Source organism: Thalassospira sp. CH_XMU1420-2, assembly GCF_037029325.1.
Classification (GTDB): domain Bacteria; phylum Pseudomonadota; class Alphaproteobacteria; order Rhodospirillales; family Thalassospiraceae; genus Thalassospira; species Thalassospira povalilytica.
This window is the reverse complement of record NZ_JAYMEG010000003.1, coordinates 438,039-464,755: the sequence shown is the minus strand read 5'-3', so window position 1 is coordinate 464,755 and position 26,717 is coordinate 438,039. Positions and strand designations below refer to the sequence as shown.

Sequence of the window (26,717 nt, the reverse complement as noted above, 5' to 3'; positions counted from 1 at the left end):
GCCCCGAACGGGACAGCATCGGTTGACATGTAGTCATGATTAAAATTCTTGCAGCGGAAATCGCAAGAAAGTCCGATCCGACGGCCTATCTTGCGCAACCGGACCGGATCAGACTTAGCGTTCCTTTACATACGGACGGCCAAGCGCCTTGGGCGGAATGGCCCGTCCGATAAAGCCGGCCAGCAAAATCACCGTCAGCACATAGGGCAACGCCTGCACAAGCTGAACCGGGACTTCGCCAATCACCGGAAGAACAACACCCTGCAAGCGGGTTGCTGCCGCATCAAGGAAACCAAACAGCAAACAGGCCGCAAGTGCCGGGAACGGTCGCCACTTGCCAAACACCATGGCAGCAAGCGCGATATAGCCTTTGCCTGCTGTCATGTCCTGAAGGAATGATGCCCCCTGCGCGGTCGAAAGATACGCCCCCGACATGCCAACAAGCACACCACTGCAAATCACTGCGCGATAGCGCATGGCCACCACGCCGATACCTGCTGTATCAACCGCACCCGGGTTTTCCCCGACTGCCCGCAGGCGCAGACCAAATCGCGTGCGATACATCACCCACCATGCTGCCGGCACGGCAAGAAACGCGATATAGACCAGAATGTTATGCCCGCTCAGAAGCTCGAAATAGATCGGTCCGATGATCGGAACATCCTTGACGGCCTCGGCACCGGGCAAGGTGATCGGCTGGAAACGGGCTGCTTTGTCAAGTGCCGGCGTTTTGCCGCCTTGTGCAAACAGGGCAATCCCGACCAGTGCCGTCAAACCCGACATCAGAATATTGATCGCCATGCCTGATACGACCTGGTTGCCCTTATGGGTGATACAGGCAAATCCATGAAGCAATGACAACCCGATCGTCGTGGCAATTGCGGCCAGAAGACCGATCCACGGATCATCCATGTAAAAGGCCACAGCCGCCGCCGAGAACGCCCCGCCAAGCATCATGCCTTCAAGGGCCAGATTGATGGTGCCCGAACGTTCGGAAAACATGCCGGCAAGTGCCGCAAGGATAAGGGGTGTTGATGTACGAAGCGTCGCATCAAGCAACAGAATGACGAGTTCGAAATTTTCCATCACACGGCCTCCTGGGCGTCACGGCGTAAGCGCCACGCGGTGTACATCTTGGTCACGCGCGGACGGAACATATGTTCCATCGCCCCGGTAAACAGGATCACCAAGCCCTGAATAACCACCACCATGTCATTGGAAATGGTTGGAATTTCAAACGAAAGCTCTGCCCCGCCCTGATACAGCATGCCAAACAACAACGCGGCCAGGAAAATACCGAACGGATGGTTGCGGCCCATAAGCGCCACAGCAATCCCGACAAAACCGTAACCGGCGGTAAAGTCGATCAGCAAACGGTGCTGAACCCCCATGATCTCGTTTAGCGCCATAAAGGATGCAAGTGCGCCTGAAATCATCATCGCAATAATGATAAACCGGCCCGGCTCAATCCCGGCATAGGTCGCGGCAACCGCATTGGCACCAACCGTTCTGATCGCATATCCCCACCGGGTATGCCAGATGAACAGCCAGACCATCACACTGGCCAAAATCGCATAGACAAAGGACAGGTTAAGCGGGCTTGACGCCATCTCGATGCCGAGCGCGCCTGCAATGTCATGGATGAAGGGCAAACGCAGATTTTCGGCGATCTGTTCGCTTTCCGGGGTCATTGATCCTTCGGGACGCAACACATTCACCAGCAAATACACCATCAGCGATGATGCAATGAAGTTGAACATGATCGTGGTGATCACGATGTGCGATCCGCGGCGGGCCTGCAAATAGGCCGGGATATAGGCCCAGGCGGCACCAAAGATCATCGCTGCAAGCATTCCGACCACAAGCATGATCGGAAAAGGCAGGAAATCAAGATACAGCGCGGCAAGCGTCACCCCAAGACCACCGACATAGGCCTGGCCTTCGGCACCGATATTGAACAGCCCGCAATGGAATGCGACCGCAAAGGCAAGCCCGGTAAAGATAAAGTTCGTGGTGTAATAAAGGGTGTAACCCCATGCTTCTTCATAGCCGAACGCGCCATAAAGCAGGATTTCCACCACTTCTGCCGGGTTCTCGCCAATCGCAAGAACCACAAGACCCGAAACAACAAGCGCCAGCAAAAGGTTGAGGAGCGGCAATGCCCCCACATCAATCCAACGCGGCAACTGGACGGTCGTACTCATGACTGTCCCTCCACGGCTTTGGCTTCACTCGGATCAACACCGGCCATCATCAGACCAAGCACCCGTTCATTCGCATCAGATGCAGCAACTTCGCCGATGATCACGCCATCGCACATCACCAGAATACGGTCGGCAAGCGACATGATTTCGTCAAGCTCCACGGACACCAGCAGGACGGCTTTGCCCGCGTCCCGCATGGCGACAATTCGTTTATGGATGAATTCGATGGCCCCGATATCGACACCACGGGTCGGCTGCCCGACCAAAAGCAATTCCGGGTCGCGCATGATTTCGCGCGCCAGAACAAGCTTCTGCTGGTTACCACCGGAAAAATTGGCAGCCTTGAGGTCCGGATTATCCGGGCGCACGTCAAATTCCGACATCATTTTTGCGGTCGCATCGGAAATCGCATGCCAGTCAAGGAACACACCCTTCTGATAGGCCGGATCATCCTCGTAGCCCAGAATGGCTGCTTCTTTGGCGGAAAATGCGGTTACCATTGCCATGCGATGGCGGTCTTCGGGTACATGTGCCACACCGCGACGACGCAACTCGGCGGCATCAACCCCCTTGCCCGGCGTAACATCCTGACCGTTAAGTTCAACAACACCTTCGCTGGCCGCACGAATGCCGCCAAGTGCTTCAAGCAGCTCGCTCTGACCGTTGCCGGAAACCCCGGCAATGCCGACGATTTCACCCGCACGAATGTCAAAGCTGGCATTCTTTACCTTGCGCACGCCCTGGGCATTGTCCACGCAAAGGTTTTCGACCTTAAGAACGGTATCTTTGGGCTGTGCCTGTTCTTTTTCCAGACGCAGCAACACCTTGCGACCGACCATCAATTCGGAAAGTTCTTCCGGACTGGTATCGGCGGTTTTGCGATGGGCAACCATCGCCCCCTGGCGCATGACGGAAACATTGTCCGTTGCAGCCATGATTTCACGCAACTTGTGCGTAATCAGAACAACCGTCTTGCCCTGCTCTTTGAGGGTTTCAAGAATACGGAACAGATGATCTGCTTCTTGCGGGGTCAGAACCCCGGTCGGTTCGTCCAAAATCAGGATTTCGGCCCCGCGGAACAGGGCCTTGAGAATTTCAACACGCTGCTGAAGACCGACCGACAGATCGCCGACAATGGCGTCCGGGTCAATGTCTAGCGAATATTCACGCTCAAGACGTTGAAGTTCTTCGCGGGCACGGTCAACACCGTCGCGCAGAACTGCACCACCTTCAACACCGAGAATTACGTTTTCAAGAACCGAAAATGTCTCAACCAGCATGAAATGCTGGTGGACCATGCCAATCCCTGCGGCGATGGCATCTTCGGAACCTTTGATATCGCACAATTTGCCGTCGACATGGATGGTTCCCGCATCGGCTTGATAAAAGCCGTACAGAATGCTCATCAGGGTCGATTTGCCTGCGCCATTCTCACCCACGATACCGTGGATCGTTCCCTTATCGACCTTAAGATCGATTTCCTTGTTCGCGTGTACCGCTCCGAACCGCTTGTCAATGCCACGCAGTTCAATAGCGGGTTGCACGGCACCGGTTTCCCCGGTGCCGTGCATTTGATGCATCGTATCCGACACTACAAATCCCCGGTTTGCTTCAAGACTGCCTTATTGCGGGCAGGCGCTGTCGCTCATGTAGTCATGAACTTCAAGGCTGCCGGAAGTGATTGCTTCCTTCGCCTTGGCAACGGCATCTTTCATTTCAGCGGTAATGAGCTTCTCGTTGTTTTCATCAAGAGCCCAGTCAACACCGCCCTCGGCCAGACCCAGAATGGTCAGACCCGGCTGCCAGTTGTCACCGGCCGCAGCAGCGAATGCTTCGTAAACAGCAACGTCAACGCGCTTGAGCATCGATGTCAGAACCGAACCCGGATGCAGGGCATTCTGGTTGGAGTCAACGCCAATACCCAGTTTGCCGGCATCGGCAGCCGCCTGAAGAACACCAACGCCCGTACCACCGGCAGCGTGGTAAACAACATCAGCGCCACGGTCAAACTGCGACTTGGCAAGTTCGCCACCCTTTACCGGGTCGTTCCAGGCCGCACCGGTGGTGCCGGTCATGTTCTGGAAAACTTCTGCGCTCGGATCTGCGTATTTGACGCCCTGAACATAACCGCAGGCAAATTTGCGGATCAGCGGAATGTCCATACCGCCAACAAAGCCGACCTTGTGGGTTTCAGATGCCATTGCGGCAAGAACACCAACCAGGAACGAACCTTCATGTTCCTTGAACACAACGGACTGAACGTTCGGAAGATCGACAACCATGTCAACGATGGTGAACTTGGTGTCCGGGAATTCTTTGGCAACTTTTTCAAGCGCGGATGCCTGCGAGAAACCAATAGCAACGATCGGGTTCATGCCACGACGTGCAAAGTTCCGCATTGCCTGTTCGCGCTGGGAATCGTTCTGGATTTCGAAGTCACGATACTCGGTACCGGTGTCTTCTTTGTATTTTTCTGCGCCGTTATATGCGCCCTGGTTAAACGAACGGTCAAAACGGCCACCCAGGTCATAGACCACTGCCGGTTTGATTTCTGCAGCCGAAGCGACACCCGCATAGCAGGCGACAGCCGCGACCACCGAGGTCAGAAGCTTTTTCATTCCGATGCCCTTCATTGCTTGAATTCTGATTATTCTTCCCGCCGGTGCCCTTAACCGGGGGAACTCCCTCATCGAAAACACATGATCACACCATATCGGGACGACTACGGTCCCTCAACCTTAGCTGTCCGCATGTTTATGGTGCGAACGCGTATGGTAACTACAAAATATAGTGCCCTGTAAATAGCAGACCATGCAAGGGAAAGACAAAAGCTGTCCAGCCGGTCAAAATTCGGCGGAACCAAATCAACCCCTCAATCCGGTTTCTGCGGGGTTTCCCTTAGTTTTATGATCCAACCGCCAATTCGTCTGGCGAATTTCTGTGCAATATATTTTCTTGCCAGTCTTAATAATCCCGACTGTGAATTTGTTGCAAAATCGCCTTCCCCTACCCGATTTGCAGTCTGCCCGATTCTACAAAACGGTGATATTTGGTGCCATTCACATTGCGCGATGATCAAACTTTCACAGCGCCGTAATCAACCGGGCATACCGTCCCTATGAATTTGATGCTACCATCCCGTGTTGGGGAACGCTTTACTCCCGATATCTTTGATCTGTCGTAGCACCCTTTCCCGTGAGGGACAGGAAAGGTGCCTATTTGCTGGAGAATAGTAATGAAATACAAGATTGCAGGGTTGCTGTCGGCCTGCACCATGCTGACCCTTGGTGCAGGAAGCGCGTTGGCGGATTACGACTTGCGCATTCTTCACACCAACGACGTCCATGATCGCGTTGAATCGGTAACCAAATACAACAATACCTGTAAGGCCGAAGACGATGCCGAAGGCAAATGCTTTGGCGGATATGCCCGTCTTGCCACGGCCATCCGCGATGCCAAGGCCCAGGGCGGCAATGTGCTGGCCCTTGATGGCGGCGACCAGTTCCAGGGATCACTTTACTATTCGACCTACAAAGGCAAACTGACCGCACAACTGATGGAAATGGCCGGCTATGACGCCATGACCATCGGCAACCACGAATTTGATGACGGCCCCGAAGTTCTCGAAGCCTTCATCAAAGCCAGCAAAATTCCGGTGCTGTCTGCCAACGTCCACCCGACAGCGGCATCCAGCCTCAAAGATGAAATCGCACCCGATACCATTATCGAACTTGGCGGCGAAAAAATCGGCCTGATCGGCATCACGACCGAAGAAACACCGGATATATCAAGCCCGGGTGACAAGGTCGCCATCACAGATTCCGAAATGGCCCTGCGCTATTCCGTTGCGCGTCTGCGTCTTAAAGGTGTCAATAAAATCATCGTCATGAGCCATTCGGGATCCTACAAGGATTTTGAACTCGCACGCGCTGTCAGTGGCATTGACGTCATTGTTGGCGGTCACGACAACCAGCTGTTTTCAAACACCGATGAAAAGGCCAATTACCCCTACCCGGTTGTTGAAACCGCACCGGATGGCAAACCTGTTCTGGTCGTGCAGGCCTATGCCTATAGCCGCTATCTTGGCGAGTTGAATGTAACCTTTGACGATAACGGTGTTGCGACCGCCTGGTCCGGCAATCCGATCGCCCTTGATGCCAGCGTCAAACCCGCCGAAGACGTTCTGGCAGTCATTGCCGAGGCCAGCCAGAAAGTCGATGCCGTTCGCAACATCGAAGTCGGCAGCTTTACCACGGCTGCGGACGGATCGCGTGAAACATGCCGCCATATGGAATGTTCAATGGGCTCCCTTGTGGCGGACGCCATGCTTTGGAAGGCCGGTGACGGTTATCAGATCGCCATTCAGAATGGGGGCGGTATCCGCGCCAGCATCGATGAAGGCACTGTCACCATGGGCGAAGTGCTGACCGTTTTGCCGTTCCAGAATGCGCTGGCAACATTCAAGCTGTCGGGCAAGGACGTTGTTGCATCCCTTGAACACGGCGTTTCCAAAGTTGACGAGGATAAAGGCCAGTTCCCGCAGGTGGCCGGCCTTAAATTTGATCTCGACCTGTCGCAGCCAGTCGGGTCGCGTGTTTCAAATGTCATGGTCGCCGAAGGCGACACCTTCGTTCCGATTGATATGAACAAGACATACGGCGTTGTTTCCAATGACTTCATGCGCAATGGCGGCGATGGTTATGCCCTGTTCCGTGACAATGCCACCGATGTTTATGACTTCGGTCCGAACCTTGAACAGGCTGTTGCCGACTATATCGGGATGAATTCGCCAATGACCCCGATGCCCAAAGACCGCATCATCATGAAGTAAACTGCTTCATCTGATCGGGAATACACATCGTGAATGCAAAGGGCGGCCCACACGGGTCGCCCTTTTTGTTTTTCTTGCCTTGGCAACCTGTCGCAGCTTATGACAGTCACCAATCGTGACATGCCCACACAAAGAGCGACATAACGTGATCACTCCGACTGCCAATATCCTTTGCTTTGGCGCGGCTCATTTTGACCGTACCCTGCAATGTACCGGCCATTATATTCCGGCTGCGTCGAACCCGGTTCGCACCCTGCATCGCAAGCCCGGTGGCGTTGCCCGCAACATCGCCGTTCATTTGCGCTTGCTTGGCAACAATGTTGCGATGCTTGGCGCGGTTGGTGATGACGGTGATGGCGAACAGGTTATCGCAGCCCTTGCCGATCTTGGCATCGATACGCGACGGATGATCAAGCTCGAAGGCAAGCATACAGCGGGCTACACCGCGGTTCTGGATGAAACCGGTGAACTCGCGATGGGCATGATGGATGCCGAGGTGTATGACCTTCTGACGATTGATCGTCTGGCATCGCATCTTTCGAATTTTCAGGCATGGCCATGGTGGTTGATTGATGCCAACCTGCCTGCGCAAACCATTGCCTGGCTGGCTGAAAACAAGGGCACGGCAAAGATGTGTGCTGCCACTGTTTCCCCAAGCAAGGCGGTGCGTTTCAAGGATGTGCTGGGCAAGCTTGATCTGTTGATTACCAACCGCGCCGAAGCACAAATTCTGACCGGCATTGAAATCAACGACAAAAGCCAGGCCAAAACCGCCATTGAACTTTTGCGGGGCAAAGGTGTCCCCGATGTTATTATCACTCTTGGCGCGACCGGCGTTGTTTCATCAACCGGACTTGAAACGTCTTTCTGGTCCCCGCTTCCGACCCGGGTGCGTGATGTAAATGGTGCGGGTGATGCCTTCTATTCCGGGTTTCTGGCATCCTATGCCAAACCGGGCACCAGCTTTGATGCCGCGATTGCGTCGGGCCTTGCCATGGCAAGCCTGACTGCGGAAACCGACGGCACGACGGTCTGGAACCTGACACAGGACGCGGTTTCAAGCCGGGCTGCGCAGGCACGCAAAACATCTCTTTAGGGGCTGTCCGTTTCGAGGACGCCCGCGTGATCGCTGCTAGGTGATTGCAAGGTCGGTCCAAGCCGGGTAGCTTGTCTGAAATTCAAATTCAAACTGGAGCCGTTCCGATGCATCCGTTCTTCATTTTCGTAAAATGTGAACTTGGCAAAGCCTATGACGTGGCCGCAGACCTTGTGGAAGAAGTCGAAGGTGTGTCGGAAGTCTATTCGATCTCCGGCCCGTTTGAACTTCTGGTCAAGGTCTATGTCGAAGACGAACAGGATATCGGGCGCTATGTGAATGAACAGATCCACAAGCTGCCCAACATCAAGGACACCCAGACCATCATTACCTTCAATGCCTTTACCTGATTGATCTGATCGCGGATCAACAAGGCCAAAACGACATGCGCGGCGATATTATTCGCCGCGTTTTTTTTTCTGATTTGACGACCTACCGGTTACGTGCCACGTCGCGGATAATATCAAGAATAAGGTTGGTTCCCCGCTCAATCAGAACCACGTCATCACCGATACTCTGGCGGACTGCGCCATCCGTGCGATTTGGCAGCTTTGATGCAAGGTTCGCTGGCAAATCACGCTTTGCAATGCCCGGCGGCAACGTACCGCCCCGCTCAAGCTTCATCGCAATGCCTGGCGGAAGGCCCTTGTTGCCTTTTCCTTTATCGCCTTTGCCACCTTTGGAACCATTGTTGCGATCACTGTCTTCGCCTGTTGCGATATCAAGCACTTCGCGAATGATCTGACGTTCTTCGTCCGAGAAAACGCCACCACCCTGTGCGATTTCGACAGGTTCATGCTGATGCAGACCGGCTGCCGTATGTGATTGGGCCATCGAAACCGGCAAAAGGATCGCAGTCATTGCAAGCAATACAATCGTGGAAAATACCGGGATATGGCGCTGTTCAGACATTTCACCCTCAATCACTGTGGCACTTCGTTTATCAAAACATATTGATTGCGGACCCGTTTACGAGATCCGCACAACAGAATAACGATTTTGATTGGGGTTTTCTGCCATCGGGAAAAAGAAAAAAGCACCCTTTTGGGGTGCTTTGATCAATGGCGGGCAAAGAGGGATTCGAACCCTCGATAGGGCTTGTCACCCTATACTCCCTTAGCAGGGGAGCGCCTTCAGCCACTCGGCCATTTGCCCTGTATGTCTTTGGTGTTCCCTGCGGAACGACGCCTTTCTTAAACACCGTCATGGCGCATGTCAATGCCCGAAACCGGCCTTGATGACGTTTTATTTTTAACAGGCCTTCCAAATAAAACCAGCAGCTTTTTGACCGCCCTGCCCATGAAATTTTCTGGTTGATGGGCAAAACTGTCTTCAAACCATCATAAAGCTGTCATCGGCTGGAAAAAAACAGCTGTCATAAAGCCTTGGTCGATTGGTCTCACACTGTCACCCGACACAAATGCTGGTTGGAGAAAGATGCGCACCATCTATCAAAGCACCGATGATTTCGGGCATACCCTCCGCGCCCTGAAATTGATCAAGGAAGGTCATAACGATCCGGTCTATATGGGCCTGGTCATTCAGGATCGCGAAGTGCTGTTCCGTACCCGTGAAAACAGCTCTCGCGAATTTGTTTTGCAGAAGATCAAGGAATTCGTTGCCGGCAACGCCGCATCGTTTGAATCACAACCGGCCTGATGGCCGGTTTTTTATTGGCCGGACAGCATCGTTGCATAACGTGATCCGGCGCGGAACGATTGAGTTTTTCAGTCGCGCCGGGGCGAAACTCCCCGTTTGCCCCGCAACTTCACCGCCGGTCGTCATGACCGGCGGTTCCTTTTATCTTTTTCATGCCCCGGCCTGTGCGGCTGATCGCTGTGCGACCAGTCCGCGCCACATCAAAATCATCGCAACCAAAAGAACGGGCACCACGCCGTAATTCACCGGAATCCACCCTGCCCCGGCGATCAGGGCGCCACTGGCGATCGAGGCCGCAGTTGCCGTGATGCTGTTGCCAAGTTCCATCAGGCTTTGCGCATGTCCTCGTTCGGATGGATCATGTCCCGCACCAAGCATGGTCGTCCCTGCCAGCAACATCATGTTCCAACCAATCCCAAGCAGGAATGAACTAATCAGAAACGCTTCAACTGATATGTCCGTCACAGCAAAACCGACACTGATCAGCAAGATGCCAACCCCAAGGGATGCCACCCGATGCGCGCCGAACCGGTCAATCATCGGGCCTGCGACAAAGGCTGGCAGGAACATGCCAATCAGATGCCAACGGATGACGTTGGCCGATACATCAATATCAAACCCGCAATATTTCATCGCAAGTGGCGTTGCCGTCATGACAAGGATCATGATCCCGTGTCCGGCCGCACTGACGGCAATGGACCCGCGGATTACCGGTCGCCGCAAAAGTGTGGCCATTACGGTCCAGCTTGAACCGGATCGCGCCGGAATGCCGCCATCGGGCAACATGATCGTTATGATCGCTGCCATCGCTGCCAAACCGGCCAGTGCGACATAGGCACCGGCAAACGGTACTGGCAGGAAATCACGGCTGAACCCGGCGATTTCCGGCGCAACAAGTGCGGCCAGAACACCACCCCCGACAACCAGTGCCGACGCACGGCCACTTTGCGTTTTATCGACGGCCTCGATCGCGGCATAGCGATAATACATGGCCGATGCCTGATAGGTGCCAATCAACAAGGGTGCCAATGCCACCAACCAGAACTGCCCGATATAAATACCGGCCGCCAGAAGCAACCCGCCCGCCACACCACAAAGCGCGCCAAGAAAAAGGCCGACACGCCGGCCGCGCCGTTGCATCACCATGGCAAGCGGATGAACCGATATGAGATTGCCAAGCATCAAAACACCAAGCGGCAATGTCGCAAGCCCGGCACTTGGCGCAAGCGACACCCCGACAAGCGCGGTCAGGGTAATTCCGATCAACGAACAGGACCAGTAAAGGGCCTGTGCAATAAACAGCAGACGCACCGCGCCGTTGGTCAGTAACAACATGTTGCCAACTCCGAAAAAATCAAACTGTGTTGAATTGATCAGGCAATCTGCCTGATGCCGGTACCGTGCGGGCTAGATTGCGCCCGCATACGGTTTTCGGGCGAACCGTTCGGCATATTCCTGCGGGCTGACCGACAGATGCCGCTGAAAGGCCCGGCGCAAGGTTTCCGGATGCCTGAAACCGCACAATTCGGCGACCCGCGATACTGTAATCCCGTCATCTTGCAGCAAGGCACGTGCGGCTTCGACCCGGATACGTTCGACATAGCGTGCCGGGCTCATTCCGAGGTCACGGCTAAAGACCCGTGAAAAGGTTCGCGGTGTCATACCCGCCCGACCGGCCAGCGTTTCAAGCGACAAATCTTCGGCCAGATTTCCCGGCAACCATTCCAGCAACCCGGCCAAGCGGGTGGTCGCCCCGCCTTCCGGCGTCAGATAGGCACTGAATTGTGCCTGCCCGCCCGGCCGTTTCAGAAACATCACAAGCCGCCGCGCAACCGATAACGCCAGCGCCCGACCGTAATCGGCCTCGACAATTGCAAGGGCAAGATCAATGCCCGCCGTCACCCCGGCCGATGTAAAGACATGCGGGTCACCGTCATATCCGGTCGGATCATAACTGTGCAGTCGATCGGCCATCAGATGAATGGCCGGATAATCACGGATCATCTGATCACAGCGCGACCAGTGCGTTGTCGCCATGCGCCCGTCCAGAAGCCCGGCCTCGGCCAGGATCAGTGCGCCTGAACAAACAGATCCAAGGCGCGGAATGACTTTTTCCGCAGTACAGAGCCATTCAAGAAAATCATGATCATCAAAAAAACGCGCAACCCCGTCCCCACCGGGCACCAACAACGTATCAACTGTCGAAAGATCAAGATCCTGCCAGCCACAATCGGCATAAAGCTGCACCCCGCAGGACGTCCTGACCGGACCTGACCGGGTGGCTGTGACAAGCACGTCATATCCTGCTGCCCGCCCGGTTCGGGTCAATTCGTCATTGGCGGAACCAAAAACCTGAAGTGGCCCGACGACATCGAGGCTCATCACCCGATCATAGGCATGGCAGACGATCAATCGTCTTGGGGTTTCTGATTTTGCGGCTGTTTTGGATACTGACATGCGGACACCTCGCTGGATTGATCCAAGCATGCCGCAAACAGGCTTTGGCAACAATGACAAACACCCCACGAATTTTGCCAAATGGCATCGCGGGGTGTTTGCAATCAGATCAGGAACGCAGTGGGCTGGCGGTCAGAACCCGCTTCTTTGCAGCAATGCATAAAAATCGCGGATTGTGCCTTCCTTAGCGGTCATATCCTTGATGTCATCAACCAGCTTGTCGGTAAAGTTGGGCTGTTTCAGATATCCAACCACCCTTTTGCGGGCCATTGCCGCCGATTTACCTTCGATCAGGACACCGCTGGAACAGAATTGCACAAGCATATAGGCACGCTTACGCAGGTGCAGAGACGGATTATCAATCCGCTCGATCACCTTTTCACGCACCAGATATTCTGCCAGTCCATCATCAAGCTTGGCACCAATCTGGGTTTTCTGTTCCTCGGGCAGATTGCTTTCGCTGAGCAGGTCATTCATATGCTTGACCGTTGCCATCTTGTCGCGCGGCTTGGATTCCGGATCACAGAAGGCCCGCAAGGCCCGCATATCCTTTACCGCGTCCTGCATCATGACATACAGCTCGTCTGCGAAATCTTCGACGATGCCGCTATTGGCCACCGCAATCAGCCAGGTCAGCTTGCGATAGTTGGGGATCAGGCGGCCGTTGATTTCGGCAACACCTTCGATCAGGGCGCGTGGACCCCCAACATTGCGCAGCCGCGCACCGCGTTCTGCGATGGCTTCGACCATCGGAGTGCCATAAACAACGCCGCGCTCCGTGATCAGACGATCAAGAATACCAATCAGCGGATCGGGATCACTTTCATGGCGGGTCAGGTTGTTGGCACTGCGCAATTCGCGTACGACGTAATCAAACATCGCTTCCTGACTGGTCGACAGCAGCCCGGATCCGAATAACGGGTTCAAGAGTTCAAGAATATCGTCCGCTGCCCCGCGATTGCCTTTTGCACGACCAAGAGCCAGATCGATATGAAGCGTCACCGCCTCGCCAAAGCTGCGTGAACTTCCCAGCAATTCCTTAAGCGCGACCGGTGATCCGAGAATATCGGCAATCACGTCATCAAGCATCTTGCGGGCGGCTTCGTCTTTTTCGTCGCCCTTGACCTTCAGGGCAAGATCAAGCTTCCCGACCCAGTTGCGGGTTGATGACAGAACGCGTGTTAGCGCTACCATCGTCAGGAAATCAGTATCTTCGGCCAGGTTAAGACGACGGATTTCGTCGCGCACTTCCGAGATGGTGGCGTCTTCGAATGCCGGCAGATCAACCTTTTCAACTTCGCGGGCGCGCGCAGACAATTGTTCGATCGCGCCATGAAGGTTATTCATCGCCTCGATATGGTCGCCATCGGTCGCCTTGGCATGCAAACCGGCAACCTTGTCGACAGCCGTCGGCATCAAGGTGTCATGGAACATCAACTTGCGGAGGTTCTGGTAATTATACATTACCTCGCAAGGAGTCAGAATTTCCTGTTCGAAATATTTGCGCAGCAACCGGTTGATGGTTGCGCGGCTTTCTTTCTGCAAAAGGTCGTTGTCGGTCTCGCAAAGCGGCGCTTCATCGATCGAAGAAACACGGACGTCTTCTTCTTCGCTGTCACCTGCACCTTCTTTTTCCAGAAGAACCTTTTCAACATGACGACCATCGCCGCGTTCCCAGTTACGGACCACGCGTACGGCAGACACTTTGGTTTTCAGAACCTTTTCCGCTTCTGAAACCGCTTCTTTTTCGACGTCAAATGTCGAGTGGATGATCCAGCGATCCCCCCGCTGAACCAATACTTCAAATGTCGTATCCGACATGATGCGCTCTGGCTCCCTAACTTCCTGTTTGGGCGGCATTTACTTGCCGGTAATCAGTCAGGCGCGTGTCCCGTTTTTTATATTTGTATCTTCTTTATAAGTCCATTCGGGGTATGAAAACAATAGGTTGATCAACAACTTTTACAATAACTGCGCTTTCCGTTGCCCTTCAATGCCTTAACGGCCCTGAAATCCACGGCATCGTCCCGTTATGCCGGGATGCGAATTCACACGCATAACGTGCGCATAACCCATTGTATAGATTAGGGAATATGACTTGCGATCTCGCCGGTCATGTCTGAAAGCAACGTGCTCATGGCCACAACGGTGCTTTCGATTGTGGTGTCGGCCGGTTTGCTGATCTTGTTATATTTTGCCGACTGCACAATGGCGCCGTCTTCGAAATGCACCAGTTTCCAGCGTGCCACCAGAACAACATTGCCATCGGCCTGGCGTTCGAACCGGTCAATATCAAGAACGATCTGCCACACCACACCGTCACGGGATGTCCAGGGGAATGTTTCAAGCCGCGACGCGCGCCCGGTTCGATCAAGATTGTCCATCAGAACCCGGTTGATGTTTTCATCAAGCGGTTCAGCCCAGCGATGACCGGCATTGACTTCCAGCCGGTTGGCACTGCTGCGTGTGACAATCGTTGACCGGTCCAGGTGGCTTGGAATGGTCACCGGCCCGACACCGACAACCGGTGCCTGCGCGGAACGATCAGCCGTTTGCTGCATCATTGAAGACAGCAGATAATAGCGATCTGTTCCCGATTGCGATGCGCAAGCAACAAGCAGCGGTGCGACAAGCAACAACAGATATCTACGCGTCTGCATCCGGATTATCTGTCGCATCATTCATCCTCCTTCGGGCCACTTTTTCCAAGGATCAGCGCACTTGGGTTCTGTTCAAGGAACTCGGTCAGATCCCGCAATGACCGTGCTGTGGCACTCAGTTCCTTAAGCGCCTGTTCCAGATTGTATCGCACGGGCGATGTCGGGGCCGTCACATCGCGCACCCCGCCCAATGCCTCGCGCGCGGTATCAAGGGCGGTCTGGGTTGCCGGCAGAACACTGGTATCAAGGTTGTTGACCAGACTGCTCACACCTGCCGCTGCCTGTTTAAGGTTGGTCATCGCATCACTTAGTGCTGGCGAAGTGACGATATTTTCCATGCCTTCAACCGTCCCCAAAAGGCGAATGCCGATTTCCTCGATCGGGAAGGTTTCGACCTTTTCAAGCAAGCTGGTCAGCGAATTGGCGATTTCGTCAAGTTTTTGCGGCAAGGTCGGCAATTCCGGATACGGCCCCTGCCCGTCGCCGAGATAACGGGCGGGCGAAACCGGGTTCATTGCCAGATCAACAAACAGTTGCCCTGTGATAAAGCTTCCGGTTTTAAGACGGGCGCGCAAACCATTGGCGACAAGCGTTTCAATTGTTGCCTGCGGATCACGGGTGCCAAGATCACCACCAACCAGTCGCACGCGTTCTGGCTCAATCGTAACCAGAACCGGAACCCGGAAAATATTGCGGTTCACAACATATTCCAGATCGACACTTTCGACCGTTCCGACCCGGATACCATTGAATTCAACCGGCGCCCCGCGCGACAGGCCACGCACCGAAGAATCGAAATAAAGGATATATTCCTGACTGTATCCCTGGGCCAGCAGTTCGGCCTTTTCCAAACTTGGATGCAGGCGAAAGACCGTATCAGCAGACGCCATATCATCATTCGTGCTGTCATTTGGCGTATAGAAATTGATCCCGCCGGCCAGAACAGAACGCACCGACTGCGCACGAACCGACAAGCCCCCGGAATTGAGATCAAGCGCAATACCACTTGAATCCCAGAAACGTGTATCGCGCTTGACCAGGGCATCAAACGGTTTGCGTACAAAGATCGGGATGGTCACACCGCTTGCATCCTCGGTCAGTTCAGTATCAAGAACTTCACCGACTTCTATACCGCGCAGCAGAACCGGCGTACCGGTCCCCAATGAGCCAAGCTCGTCAGCCTTGAGCACAAAGCGCGTTCCGTCTTCTTCGTCATGAATGATCTGTGGTTCTTCCTCGCCAACGAAATCGCGTTGTTTTTTGCCGGTCTTGTCGGGGACGACTTCGATATAGGCCCCCGACACAATGGTATCGAGACCGGTAATCCCGCGCACGGTCACCCGCGGTCGAACCACCCAGAAACGCGTTTTGTCGGTCAGATAGTCACCAAGGTCGGCATCCATGCGAATGGTCAGACGCACGTGATCAAGGTCTTCGGCAAGATCGATTTCGACCACCTGCCCGACATCAACATCGCGGTAGCGAACGGCAGTCTTTCCTGCGGCGATGCCTTCGGCCGATTCAAAGGTAACGGTGATTTCCGGCCCCTTTGACATGACATCGCGCCACAACAGCCAGCCCCCGATGATCAACGCCACCAACGGCACAAGCCAGACGATGGAAAAACGCCCCCATCCCTTTTTGACATCCGGCGATCCGGGTCGCGGATCTGATGAAGTCGAATGTTCGTCAATCATGACGGCGTCCCCTGTTTTTCAACTTGGTTCCGTTCAAAACCTGTATCGGATCGCGATTTCAGCGCCTTCAATTCCGCACGATCCCAAATCAGCCGCGGATCGAAGGCCATTGCTGATAACATGGTCAAAATAACCACACCACAAAATGCAACGGCGCCAAATCCGGGATGAACCGATGCGATATTGCCCAGCTTCACAAGCGCGGCCAAGATCGAAACCATAAATACATCAACCATCGACCATCGCCCGACCAGCTCTGTCACCCGGTAAATAAGGGTGCGTTCACGAAGCGGTCCGGCAAGACCAAGATAGGTTGCCAAATACACCCATCCCAGAAGCACGATCTTGACGATCGGCACCAGAATACTGGCGGTAAAGACCACAATGGCGATTGGCCATTCCCCGGCTGCTGTCAATGCCGCGACACCAGACAGAATGGTATCGGCTTCGGACCGGCCAAGATAGGTCACCTGCATGATCGGAAACACATTTGCCGGCACATAAAGGATCACCGCCGCCAGCAAAAGCGCCCAGGCACGTGACAGGCTTCTTGCCTTGCGCTGATGCACAACATCGCCGCAACGCGGGCATTTCGTTGGCCCATTTTCCTGTTCGATGACCACCATCGCGCAGGTATGGCAACTCAGCAACCCGTGCTTTCGCGCAACCGCCCCCGACATTGGCATGGTGCTTTCGCGCAAATCATCCTGATCGAGATAGCGCAATGACGACGGGGCAATGCGCCGCCAGACCGCACGCGTATCAAGCGTCACATTCATCAACAGAACGGTCGGGATCAGACAGCAAATCGCAAAAAAGGCCGGGCCAGCAATCACCTGGGCAAAGTCGGTCAGCTTGGTCAATGCCACCAGCAACCCGATCAGAAAAACATCAAGCATCGACCATGGACGTACCACGGCAAGAACACGCCATACCCGTTTCATCCCGGGCCAACTGGTTCCTCGCCAGATCGGCAACAACACATAAATATGCGCCGCAATCAAAAGCAACGGTGCGATGATTGATGTCACGGCCACCATAAAGGCAAGGAACGGAAACCCTTCCTGCCAGAATGTTACCACCCCGCTTGCCAGTGTATTGGTTTCAACCCGGCCTTCCATGCCAAACGTCAAAACCGGAAAGGTGTTGGCGATTGCAAAAAGAATGAGTGCCGTCACCGCCAATGCCAGGGGTTTGTCGAACCGGTTTTGTTCCGCGGAATAAAGCGGTGAGCCACAACGCACACAACACGCCACACTGCCTGCCGGGATGTCTTCCTCGACATGGAGATAGTCGCAATGCTCACACGCAATCAATCGACGCGACATGGTTTTCCTGTTGAAACAAACCGTTATCCATGATGGCTCGTCCATCAAAGTAAGCGACACTTTTGACATGAAGTCAAACCGCATCGGTGTCGCCACGATCACATGATCCGTGAACAGACGTACCGAACACTATCCGCTATCTTGTTGTTATGTCGTAATTTTGGGCAAAAAACGGCGGGCTTGTGAAAGCACGATCTCATTGACCTGATCAAGCAAACGGCTTTGGATGGTTTTGTGGTGCCAATATAGCGGCCGGTCAATTTCAAACGGGCATGGACGGATCAGACGACCGGTTCGCAATGCTTCCTCTGCCTGATGTTGTTCAACAACGGCATAGGCAATACCCTGTTCCGCGACCGTGACAAAGCCTTGTGAACTCGGAATGGTGTGGGCCGGGAATTCACCGGGATTCAAGCCGAAATATTGCTTAAGAAACTGGTTTTGCAGTTCGTCATGTTCGGAAAAATTGACGGCCGGACAGGATCGCAATGCATCTGCCGTCACGCCATTTGCAAAATGGCGCGCATTGAATTCCGGCGAAACGACCATGACATAGCGCATCATCCCCAGCGGACGTACCCGGCATCCCTGGATCGGTGTTGAACGCATATCAACCGCGCCAAGCACGGTGCCATCCTGAAGCGCGCTGTGATTAAGCGATTCATCCCCCACCTTCAAATGCACAAGAAGCCCAAGCTGATCAAACAGATATTTAGGGACATCGACAAACCAGGTTGCCAGACTGTCGGCATTGACCGCGAGCGCGACCTGACCATAGCCGCCATCACTTTGAATGTCGGGCATTTCATCAAGCAGTTCCTGTTCAAGCAACCGAACACTTTGATAATGCTGAAGCAATCTTTGCCCTGCGGCCGTGGCGGCAATCGGCTTTGCCCGAATGATGACCGGCTGCCCCAAACGTTCCTCAAGAAGTTTGACGCGCTGAGACACAGCAGATTGTGTCAGCCCAAGATCACGGGCGGCCTTTTCAAAGCTGCCATGGCGGATGACTTCGGCGCTGGCCTGCAACAGTTTGTAATCAAGCATGCCTGACCCATAATTTTTTCTAATGGCACTTAATCATAATTCGATTTTCTTATTTTGTGAAATTGATATCAGTGGGCCATCACTTCAAACAGGAACACCGACATGCTTTTGACTTACGCAACCGGATTTGGCCTTGGCGGCGGATTGATTATCGCGATTGGTGCCCAGAACGCATTTGTTTTGGGACAGGGATTGCGGCGCAACCATCCGTTGATGGTTGCGCTGGTCTGTGCGCTGTGTGATGCGATGCTGATTGCGGCGGGCGTGGCCGGGTTGGGAACACTTATTGCGGCCTACCCGCTCCTGACCAAAATTGCGGCCTGGGGCGGCGGTGCCTTTTTGATCTGGTACGGTATCGGCGCGTTTCGGCGGTTGTTTGAAACCGAAACGCTGTCAGATGACACCAGATCAAAGAAGGGCTGGAAGGCAGTACTTTCAACGACACTCGCCGTGACGCTTCTTAACCCGCATGTGTATCTTGATACTGTGGTGATGCTGGGCGGGATCGGCGGCCAATATCCGGCGGATGAACGGCTTGGCTTTGCCCTTGGCGCCATGAGTGCCAGTTTCGTCTGGTTCTTTTCGATCGCGCTTGGGGCTGCGTGGCTTGCCCCCTATGTCGCGCGTCCAATCACCTGGAAAATTGTCGACGCAATCACCTGTGCGGTGATGTGGCTTGTTGCCTATAGCCTGCTTGCACCGGAAATCAGCGCCATCCTTGCGTAAGCGCGTGCCACTGGACCAGAAACCATTATTCTGGCCTCACTGGCCCATGGCGTCCTTGAAATGGCGGCGGCATACCGGGACATATCGGTCATTGCCGCCGATTTCGACCTGCGCCCCTTCACGGACCGGGTCGCCATTTTCATCAACACGCAACACCATGCCGGCTTTACGACCGCAATGGCAGATGGTTTTGAGCTCATTAAGCTTGTCCGCCCAGGCCAGCAACCATTTGGAGCCTTCGAACAACTGCCCCTGGAAGTCGGTGCGAATGCCATAGCAAAGTACCGGAACACCATGCTTGTCCGCGATATCGGAAAGTTGCCACACCTGTTCCTTGCTCAGGAACTGGGCCTCGTCAATCAGGACGCAATCGACCTTGCCCTTTTTCATTTCCCCAAGGATCAGCGCACACATGTCGGTTTGGCCATCAAACAGAAGTGCCGGGGCTTCCAGACCGATGCGTGACGCAATCTTGCCCTCGCCAAAACGGTCGTCAAAGGCAACCGTCAGCAACAGCGTTTCCATACCCCGTTCGCGGTAATTGAAGCTTGCCTGAAGCAGCGTGGTCGATTTGCCCGCATTCATGGACGAGTAATAGAAAAACAGATTGGCCATGGATCCCCCCGAAAGTCGTCAATGGGACATAGCCGATCAGGCACAATTGATCAATATGGCGATGATTGCTGCGTCATCCATTCCGTGAAATATCGATGTCACGCAATTCACGGCGCATGAATTCCAGCAATGCCTGTACTTTGGCGCTGCGCGTTACACCGGCCGGATAAACGGCATAAACCTGCAAATCCGGCAGAATACAGTCAGGAAGAATTCGGACCAGATCACCGCGCTCAATATCATCCTGAACATCACATTGCGGTACAACAGCCATGCCGTGCCCGCCCCGAAGGAACTGTAACCGCGCCGTGGCATTATCAACGCGGACATGACCGTTGACCCGGACTTTCTGTTCTGTACCGTTGCAAGTCATGGTCAGGGTTTCCGGGATGCGGCTATACATCACCCAATCATGCAGGGCGAGATCGTCAATCTTTTCCGGATGCCCCGCGCGATCAAGATAGTCCGGACTGGCGCAGACAATGCGACGTGTTTGATAAAGCTTGAAGCTTTTGAGATCGGAACTTTTCAGCGGTCCTGACCTGATGCCGATATCCATACCCATTCCAATCAAATCAACAACATCGTCACTCAGATGCACATCAATTGCGACGCTGGGATATGTCCGGCGGAACCGGTTCAAAATCGGAACGATCCGCAAATTGCCAAGATGTACCGAAGACGTGATTGAAATCTTGCCAACAGGTTCATCACGCAATTCCTCGACCCGTTTGCGGGCCGCTTCGGCCTCCAACATGATGGTGCGACAACTGTCGTAATACCGTTCACCGGCATCCGTGATGCTGAATGTGCGAGTACTTCGGCGCAGCAACGGCACGCCAAGTTTGGCTTCAAGCTGGCGGATCTGATGTGAAATGGCCGCGCGACTAAGCCCCATCTTGCGCGCAGCGGCGGAAAACCCGCCCTCCTCGACCACGCGGGCAAAGATCATCATTGCTCTGACTTCATCAAGTGCCGACATTTTATATGCTCAATTAATTTGACAATCTGTCCAATAATTCACGCTTACGCAAATTTTGTCAGCCAGTTACGATCAAGGCAAATGAAATCAGCGCATGGAGGATTTGATGCGTATTTTGATGATTACGACGTCGCACGACCGCATGGGTGATACGGGCCACAAGACCGGTATCTGGCTAGAAGAACTTGCAGCCCCCTATTTCCGTTTTCTCGATGCCGGTGCGGAAATCACTCTGGCATCGCCCAAAGGCGGCAAACCGCCACTTGACCCCAACAGTCTGGTACCCGATGCCCTGACCGAGGCGACCGAACGCTTTGAAAAAGATGCGGCCGCCAAACAGGCCTTTGAAAACACTGTCACGCTTGACGGCCTTAAGGCAGATGATTTTGATGCATTGTTCTATCCGGGTGGGCATGGTCCGCTTTGGGATCTTGCAACCGATGCAAAATCAATTGCCCTGATCGAAGCATTTGTCGCACAGAACAAACCGGTCGCCGCTGTTTGCCACGGCCCTGCTGCGTTGGTGAATGCCAAAACAGCTGATGGCAAGCCGCTTGTTGCGGGCAAACGTGTCACCGGCTTTACCAATGACGAAGAAAAGGCTGTCGGCCTTGAAAAGGTGGTTCCGCTGTCGATTGAAGACGAATTCAAGAAGCATGGCGGCACCTATGAACGTGGTGAAATGTGGGCGCCATTTGCTGTGGTTGACGGCAAACTTGTGACCGGACAGAACCCGGCATCAAGCGACGCAACCGCAGACGAAGTTATCAAACTTTTGTCCGCATAAAACTGCTTGACCTTCCATCTACTGGAACCTTCATACTGCAGGCATAGATACCGGTTTTATGGAGTATTCAAATGGTAAAACTGAAGGTCGAAAAAATGAGCTGTGGCCACTGCGCCAATGCAGTGACCGCAGCCGCCACCAAGGTCAGTGGCGTTGAAAGCGCAAAGGTTGATCTGGAATCTGGTGAACTTGCCGTTTCCGGCACCGCGGATGTTAACGCCCTGATCGCAGCGATCACCGATGCAGGTTATCCCGCGTCCGTGACCAGCTGATCATACCATCAACGTTCGTGTCTCCCCCCACCCGAACGTCAAGGCCGCCTGTATAATCATGATACAGGCGGCTTTTTTATTTACTCATCGCCAACCGGCCCGATCACCGCGGGTATGAATGATGCAGCATGTTGCTGGACGGACCAATACGCGCCCCTGGCAGCATTATCACCATGAGCGCACCGCGACAGGCCCCGGCATTCCTCATACAAAAAAAGCCGCCCGATCAGGGCGGCTTTTTCAATGGTCTGATGATTAATCAGCCAAGGATCTTGTCACGCAGCAGCTTGTTGACCATGCCCGGGTTGGCTTTGCCGCCGGTGGCCTTCATGACCTGACCAACGAACCAGCCCAGCATGCGGTCTTTGCCATCACGGATTTCCTGTACCTTGTCGGGGTTGGCTGCGATGACTTCGTCAATCGCCCCTTCGATGGCACCGGTATCGGTGATCTGCTTAAGACCTTTTTCCTCGACGATCTTTTCAGGATCATCACCGGTTTCGATCATGATTTCAAAGACATCCTTGGCGATACGGCCCGAAATGGTGTCATTGGAAATCAGATCGATCAGCTTGCCGAGGTTTTCAGCCGAAACCGGGCTGTCCGCGATGCCGACTTCTGCCTTGTTCAGCGCGCCAAACAGGTTGGTGATCACCCAGTTCGCAGCCAGTTTGCCGTCACGGCCCTTGGCGACGATTTCGTAGTAATCAGCCTTTTCTTTTTCCGCAACGAGAACACCGGCATCATATGCCGACAGGCCGTTTTCACGCATGAAGCGGGCTTTTTTCTCGTCCGGGAGTTCCGGGAGCTCTTTTTCGATTTCCGAGATGAAAGCATCATCGAAGACAAGCGGCAGCAGATCCGGATCCGGGAAATAGCGATAATCATGTGCCATTTCCTTGGAACGCATCGAACGGGTTTCACCCAGACGCTGATCATACAGGCGGGTTTCCTGAACGATTTCACCGCCGGCTTCCAGAACTTCGACCTGGCGTTTTGCTTCGATCTCGATCGCCTGCATCACGAAACGGATGGAGTTGACGTTTTTGATCTCGCAACGGGTGCCGAACGGCTCGCCCGGACGACGGACCGAAACGTTGGCATCGCAACGCATCGAACCTTCGTTCATGTTGCCGTCACAGGTACCAAGATAACGCACAATCGCACGCAGCTTGGTCAGGTATGCACCGGCTTCTTCCGGGGTCCGGATATCTGGCATGGACACGATTTCCATCAGCGCCACGCCCGAACGGTTAAGATCGATATGCGAATATTTCGGGTCCTGATCATGCATTGACTTGCCGGCATCCTGTTCAAGATGCAGACGTTCGATGCCAACCGACTTGGTCGAACCATCGGGCATATCAAGAATGATCGTGCCTTCGCCGACAATCGGTTTGTCAAACTGCGAAATTTGATAGCCCTGCGGCAGATCGGCATAGAAATAGTTTTTGCGGGCAAAAACGCTTTCCTTGTTGATCTTGGCCTTAAGACCCAGACCGGTTTTAACAGCCTGACGCACGCACTGGGCATTTACAACCGGAAGCATCCCCGGCATCGCCGCATCAACAAGGCTGACATTGGTGTTCGGTTCGTTCCCGAACTTGGTCGATGCACCGGAAAACAGTTTGGACTCGGAAATCACCTGACAGTGAACTTCCAGACCGACAACGATTTCCCACGGGCCGGTCGAACCTTCAATCACATAGCTCATGGATTAACCCTCCAGCCCGGACGGTTTTGCGGTGAAGTTGGCGGCACTTTCAAGCACACCACCGACACGCAGAACGGTTTCTTCATCAAACGGCTTGCCAATCAGCTGCAGGCCAAGCGGAAGTCCTTCGGACGACAGACCGGTCGGAAGCGACAGGCCCGGAAGACCTGCAAGGCTTGCCGGAACGGTGAAGACGTCGTTCAGATACATCTTGACCGGATCGCCTTCATTTTCACCGATGGCGAACGCGGCCGACGGTGCGGTCGGCGCCAGAATGGTGTCAACCGTGCCAAAGGCATTGGCGAAGTCTTCGTAAATGCGCCGACGGACTTTGAGCGCCTTGTTGTAATAGGCGTCATAGTAGCCAGCCGACAGCACATAGGTGCCGATCATGATGCGGCGCTGGACTTCCTTGCCGAAACCGGCGGCGCGCGACTTCATATACATGTCATCAAGGCTGTCGCCTTCATCCATGACACGCTGGCCATAACGCAGACCGTCATAACGTGCGAGGTTCGAAGATGCTTCTGCCGGGGCGACGATATAATAGGTGCCAAGCGCATATTTGGTGTGCGGCAGGGTCACATCGACCACTTCTGCACCCGCATCGCGCAGCATGGCAACACCATCGTCCCACAGCTTGCTGATTTCTTCGGGCATGCCATCAACACGGTATTCTTTCGGAATACCGATTTTCATGCCGCGAATGTCACCCGTCAGGGCAGCTTCGAAATCAGGAACCGCCATTGGCGCAGACGTGCTGTCCTTGGCATCGTGACCGGCCATCGAACCCAGCATGATTGCCGCGTCGCGAACGGTTTTGGTCATCGGGCCGGCCTGATCAAGCGAACTTGCAAAGGCAACAATACCCCAGCGCGAGCAACGGCCATAAGTCGGCTTCAAGCCGACAATACCGCAATAGGATGCCGGCTGGCGGATCGAACCACCGGTATCGGTACCGGTTGCCGCAAGCGCCATGTTGGCAGCAACAGCAGCCGCAGAACCGCCCGACGAACCACCGGGAACCAGGTCCTTGCCGTCCTTGCCCTTCCACGGGTTGATTGCATTGCCGTAATAGGAAGACGTATTTGACGACCCCATGGCAAATTCATCAAGGTTGGCCTTGCCCAGCATCACCGCGCCGTTTTCAAACAGCTTGCTGGTGACCGTGGATTCATATTCCGGTTTGAACCCTTCGAGGATATGCGACGCCGCCGTGGTCTGGACACCTTCGGTGCAGAACAGATCCTTGACCGCAATCGGCAGGCCTTCCATTTTTCCAGCTTCGCCCTTGGCGCGCTTGGCATCGGATGCCTTGGCCATTTCGATGGCCTTTTCCGGGGTTTCGGTGATGTAAGCGTTCAGATTGCGATGTGCTTCCATCGATTTCAGGTGCGCTTCGGTCAGTTCGACCGAGGTATATTCACCCTTTGCAAGCCCGTCGCGGGCTTCTGCAAGTGTCAGCTTTGTCAGATCAGTCATTATTCAACCACCTTGGGCACAACAAAACAGCCAGCATCGGTCATCGGTGCATTCGACAGCACTTTTTGCTGGATGTTGCCATCGGTGACTTCATCCTTGCGCAGCGGCAGGGTAAGATCGGCAACCGAGGTCAGCGGTTCGCAACCCTCGACATCAACTTCTTGCAGTTCCTCGACGAAATCGAGGATACGGGTCAAATCTCCCGCCAGTTCGGACAGGCCTTCTTCGGACACGTTGATACGTGACAGATAGGCAATACGGCGAACTGTTTCCTTATCCAAAGACGACATGGATGAAAGTCTCTCTTAAGGAATGACAAAAAACCCGGCAGATACGAAATCTGCCAGAACTTGAATTACAGCGCGGAAACTAGCACCCCGCCGCCCCTATCGCAAGGGCCGCAAATGCCCTAAATGCGCGACATCGGCGATCATTGTTCATCCGGGCGCGATCTGGCGATAAAAATGCCCGCAAGCAGCACCAAATGACGTTACAATAAGGCATGTCTGAATTGCATTGCCATCGCGGCAATTCGGCTGGTGTTTTCCAATCAACACGCCTATAAGGTCGCCATGATTTGCAATGATACTCAGGAATTGCTGCGGTTCTTACCACCAGCAGCGCGCGTTTTGGGCCTGGACCTTGGCACCAAAACCATTGGCGTGGCCCTTTCAGATGTCGGGCTGCAGATCGCTTCACCTTATGAGCTGATCTCGCGGAAGAAATTCACCCGCGATATCGCACAGCTGTCATCGATCATCGACAAACAGAATGTCGGCGGCATCATCATCGGCTTCCCGCGTGAACTTGACGGTTCGATCGGCAAGGCATGCCACCGTGTGTATGCCTTTGTCGACGAGATGGAAAAATACATCGATCTTCCGGTTCTGATGTGGGACGAACGTCTTTCGACCAATGCGGTTGAACGTATCCTGATTGAAGAAGTCGACATGACCCGCAAACGTCGCGCGGAAGTCGTCGATAAAACGGCGGCGGCCTATATTCTTCAGGGCGCGCTGGACCATCTTAACCGTCACACCGACCCCGGCGAAAATGCCGAACCCGACGAAGACGCGTTCGATGAAGACGAAGACTGATTTAAGATCGGTCACACAACAAGATCAAAAAGCTGCCAGGTTCGCCCGGCAGCTTTTTTTTTC

Annotated in this window: 25 protein-coding genes and 1 tRNA gene; 8 read left to right on the top strand and 18 right to left on the bottom strand. The window is 54.2% G+C overall.

The window, feature by feature from the left end:
- Positions 1-114: 114 nt before the first annotated feature.
- The 4 genes from WA429_RS11800 to WA429_RS11785 are packed head-to-tail and all read right to left on the bottom strand — an operon-like array spanning position 115 to position 4,822.
- Positions 115-1,086, bottom strand: coding sequence for an ABC transporter permease (locus WA429_RS11800; protein ID WP_068519191.1), 972 nt, complete (start codon positions 1,084-1,086; stop codon positions 115-117).
- Positions 1,086-2,204: an ABC transporter permease gene (locus WA429_RS11795; RefSeq protein ID WP_068519192.1), complete on the bottom strand. Its 1,119-nt coding sequence runs from the start codon at positions 2,202-2,204 to the stop codon at positions 1,086-1,088. Before WA429_RS11795 ends, WA429_RS11800 begins: the two co-directional genes overlap by 1 nt.
- Positions 2,201-3,784, bottom strand: a complete 1,584-nt coding sequence (locus tag WA429_RS11790; RefSeq protein ID WP_443082684.1) for an ABC transporter ATP-binding protein — start codon at positions 3,782-3,784, stop codon at positions 2,201-2,203. The genes WA429_RS11795 and WA429_RS11790 overlap by 4 nt, the downstream gene beginning before the upstream one ends.
- 42 nt (positions 3,785-3,826) lie before the next feature.
- Positions 3,827-4,822 (bottom strand): BMP family lipoprotein, encoded by a 996-nt coding sequence (locus WA429_RS11785; protein WP_068519222.1) that lies wholly within the window; start codon positions 4,820-4,822, stop codon positions 3,827-3,829.
- Between the two features lie 617 nt (positions 4,823-5,439).
- Between WA429_RS11785 and WA429_RS11780 the strand changes: the two genes are divergently transcribed.
- The 3 genes from WA429_RS11780 (at position 5,440) to WA429_RS11770 (ending at position 8,481) form a co-directional block, all read left to right on the top strand.
- Positions 5,440-7,035, top strand: a complete 1,596-nt coding sequence (locus WA429_RS11780) for a bifunctional metallophosphatase/5'-nucleotidase (protein WP_287465141.1) — start codon at positions 5,440-5,442, stop codon at positions 7,033-7,035.
- A gap of 145 nt (positions 7,036-7,180) precedes the next feature.
- Entirely contained in the window at positions 7,181-8,131 is a 951-nt protein-coding gene (locus tag WA429_RS11775; protein ID WP_286889790.1) for a carbohydrate kinase family protein, read from the top strand.
- Between the two features lie 107 nt (positions 8,132-8,238).
- Positions 8,239-8,481: an Lrp/AsnC ligand binding domain-containing protein gene (locus WA429_RS11770; RefSeq protein WP_033069566.1), complete on the top strand. Its 243-nt coding sequence runs from the start codon at positions 8,239-8,241 to the stop codon at positions 8,479-8,481.
- An 82-nt stretch (positions 8,482-8,563) separates the two neighbouring features.
- On the opposite strand, the gene WA429_RS11765 is transcribed toward WA429_RS11770, so the two are convergent.
- Both WA429_RS11765 and WA429_RS11760 read right to left on the bottom strand, forming a co-directional pair.
- Positions 8,564-9,043 carry a hypothetical protein gene (locus tag WA429_RS11765; protein ID WP_287465143.1) on the bottom strand — a complete coding sequence of 160 codons (480 nt, stop codon included), beginning with the start codon at positions 9,041-9,043 and terminating at the stop codon, positions 8,564-8,566.
- Between the two features lie 150 nt (positions 9,044-9,193).
- Positions 9,194-9,286: transfer RNA gene (locus WA429_RS11760), tRNA-Ser, on the bottom strand.
- A gap of 282 nt (positions 9,287-9,568) precedes the next feature.
- On the opposite strand from WA429_RS11760, the gene WA429_RS11755 reads away from it, so the two are divergent.
- The gene (locus WA429_RS11755; RefSeq protein ID WP_068519195.1) at positions 9,569-9,790 is read left to right on the top strand and encodes a hypothetical protein; all 222 of its coding nucleotides are present in this window, start codon (positions 9,569-9,571) and stop codon (positions 9,788-9,790) included.
- Between the two features lie 150 nt (positions 9,791-9,940).
- Here WA429_RS11755 and WA429_RS11750 read toward each other — a convergent pair whose 3' ends face one another.
- The 7 genes from WA429_RS11750 to WA429_RS11720 form a co-directional block, all read right to left on the bottom strand.
- Positions 9,941-11,125, bottom strand: coding sequence for an MFS transporter (locus tag WA429_RS11750; protein ID WP_287465144.1), 1,185 nt, complete (start codon positions 11,123-11,125; stop codon positions 9,941-9,943).
- Positions 11,126-11,197: 72 nt separating this feature from the next.
- Positions 11,198-12,247 carry a GlxA family transcriptional regulator gene (locus tag WA429_RS11745; protein WP_287465145.1) on the bottom strand — a complete coding sequence of 350 codons (1,050 nt, stop codon included), beginning with the start codon at positions 12,245-12,247 and terminating at the stop codon, positions 11,198-11,200.
- 132 nt (positions 12,248-12,379) lie between these two features.
- Positions 12,380-14,068, bottom strand: a complete 1,689-nt coding sequence (locus tag WA429_RS11740; protein ID WP_206927526.1) for a hypothetical protein — start codon at positions 14,066-14,068, stop codon at positions 12,380-12,382.
- Between the two features lie 263 nt (positions 14,069-14,331).
- On the bottom strand, positions 14,332-14,907 hold the full coding sequence (locus WA429_RS11735) for a PqiC family protein (RefSeq protein ID WP_287465147.1): 576 nt from the start codon (positions 14,905-14,907) through the stop codon (positions 14,332-14,334).
- A 17-nt stretch (positions 14,908-14,924) separates the two neighbouring features.
- Complete coding sequence (locus WA429_RS11730) at positions 14,925-16,604, bottom strand: PqiB family protein (RefSeq protein WP_250283395.1); 1,680 nt, start codon at positions 16,602-16,604, stop codon at positions 14,925-14,927.
- On the bottom strand, positions 16,601-17,932 hold the full coding sequence (locus tag WA429_RS11725; protein WP_287465149.1) for a paraquat-inducible protein A: 1,332 nt from the start codon (positions 17,930-17,932) through the stop codon (positions 16,601-16,603). The genes WA429_RS11730 and WA429_RS11725 overlap by 4 nt, the downstream gene beginning before the upstream one ends.
- 147 nt (positions 17,933-18,079) lie before the next feature.
- Positions 18,080-18,979: a LysR family transcriptional regulator ArgP gene (locus WA429_RS11720; RefSeq protein WP_228195374.1), complete on the bottom strand. Its 900-nt coding sequence runs from the start codon at positions 18,977-18,979 to the stop codon at positions 18,080-18,082.
- A gap of 102 nt (positions 18,980-19,081) precedes the next feature.
- Here WA429_RS11720 and WA429_RS11715 point away from each other — a divergent pair, with 102 nt between their 5' ends.
- Positions 19,082-19,705: a LysE/ArgO family amino acid transporter gene (locus tag WA429_RS11715; protein ID WP_287465150.1), complete on the top strand. Its 624-nt coding sequence runs from the start codon at positions 19,082-19,084 to the stop codon at positions 19,703-19,705.
- Positions 19,706-19,741: 36 nt separating this feature from the next.
- On the opposite strand, the gene WA429_RS11710 is transcribed toward WA429_RS11715, so the two are convergent.
- Complete coding sequence (locus WA429_RS11710; protein WP_068519391.1) at positions 19,742-20,320, bottom strand: thymidine kinase; 579 nt, start codon at positions 20,318-20,320, stop codon at positions 19,742-19,744.
- Positions 20,321-20,393: 73 nt separating this feature from the next.
- The gene (locus tag WA429_RS11705) at positions 20,394-21,302 is read right to left on the bottom strand and encodes a LysR family transcriptional regulator (protein WP_287465151.1); all 909 of its coding nucleotides are present in this window, start codon (positions 21,300-21,302) and stop codon (positions 20,394-20,396) included.
- A 106-nt stretch (positions 21,303-21,408) separates the two neighbouring features.
- Here WA429_RS11705 and WA429_RS11700 point away from each other — a divergent pair, with 106 nt between their 5' ends.
- Together WA429_RS11700 and WA429_RS11695 are read left to right on the top strand one after the other, a co-directional pair.
- The gene (locus WA429_RS11700) at positions 21,409-22,089 is read left to right on the top strand and encodes a type 1 glutamine amidotransferase domain-containing protein (protein WP_101246442.1); all 681 of its coding nucleotides are present in this window, start codon (positions 21,409-21,411) and stop codon (positions 22,087-22,089) included.
- A gap of 71 nt (positions 22,090-22,160) precedes the next feature.
- Positions 22,161-22,361 carry a heavy-metal-associated domain-containing protein gene (locus tag WA429_RS11695; RefSeq protein ID WP_114112437.1) on the top strand — a complete coding sequence of 67 codons (201 nt, stop codon included), beginning with the start codon at positions 22,161-22,163 and terminating at the stop codon, positions 22,359-22,361.
- 259 nt (positions 22,362-22,620) lie between these two features.
- Here the strand turns inward: WA429_RS11695 and gatB are convergent, their stop codons facing one another.
- The 3 genes from gatB to gatC are packed head-to-tail and all read right to left on the bottom strand — an operon-like array spanning position 22,621 to position 25,847.
- Positions 22,621-24,075 (bottom strand): Asp-tRNA(Asn)/Glu-tRNA(Gln) amidotransferase subunit GatB, encoded by a 1,455-nt coding sequence (gene gatB / locus WA429_RS11690; protein ID WP_101246119.1) that lies wholly within the window; start codon positions 24,073-24,075, stop codon positions 22,621-22,623.
- 3 nt (positions 24,076-24,078) lie between these two features.
- Positions 24,079-25,557, bottom strand: coding sequence for an Asp-tRNA(Asn)/Glu-tRNA(Gln) amidotransferase subunit GatA (gene gatA, locus WA429_RS11685; protein WP_068519387.1), 1,479 nt, complete (start codon positions 25,555-25,557; stop codon positions 24,079-24,081).
- Entirely contained in the window at positions 25,557-25,847 is a 291-nt protein-coding gene (gene gatC / locus WA429_RS11680; RefSeq protein WP_008890773.1) for an Asp-tRNA(Asn)/Glu-tRNA(Gln) amidotransferase subunit GatC, read from the bottom strand. Before gatC ends, gatA begins: the two co-directional genes overlap by 1 nt.
- 282 nt (positions 25,848-26,129) lie before the next feature.
- Here gatC and ruvX point away from each other — a divergent pair, with 282 nt between their 5' ends.
- On the top strand, positions 26,130-26,654 hold the full coding sequence (ruvX, locus tag WA429_RS11675; protein ID WP_068519423.1) for a Holliday junction resolvase RuvX: 525 nt from the start codon (positions 26,130-26,132) through the stop codon (positions 26,652-26,654).
- The last annotated feature ends 63 nt before the right edge of the window (positions 26,655-26,717 follow it).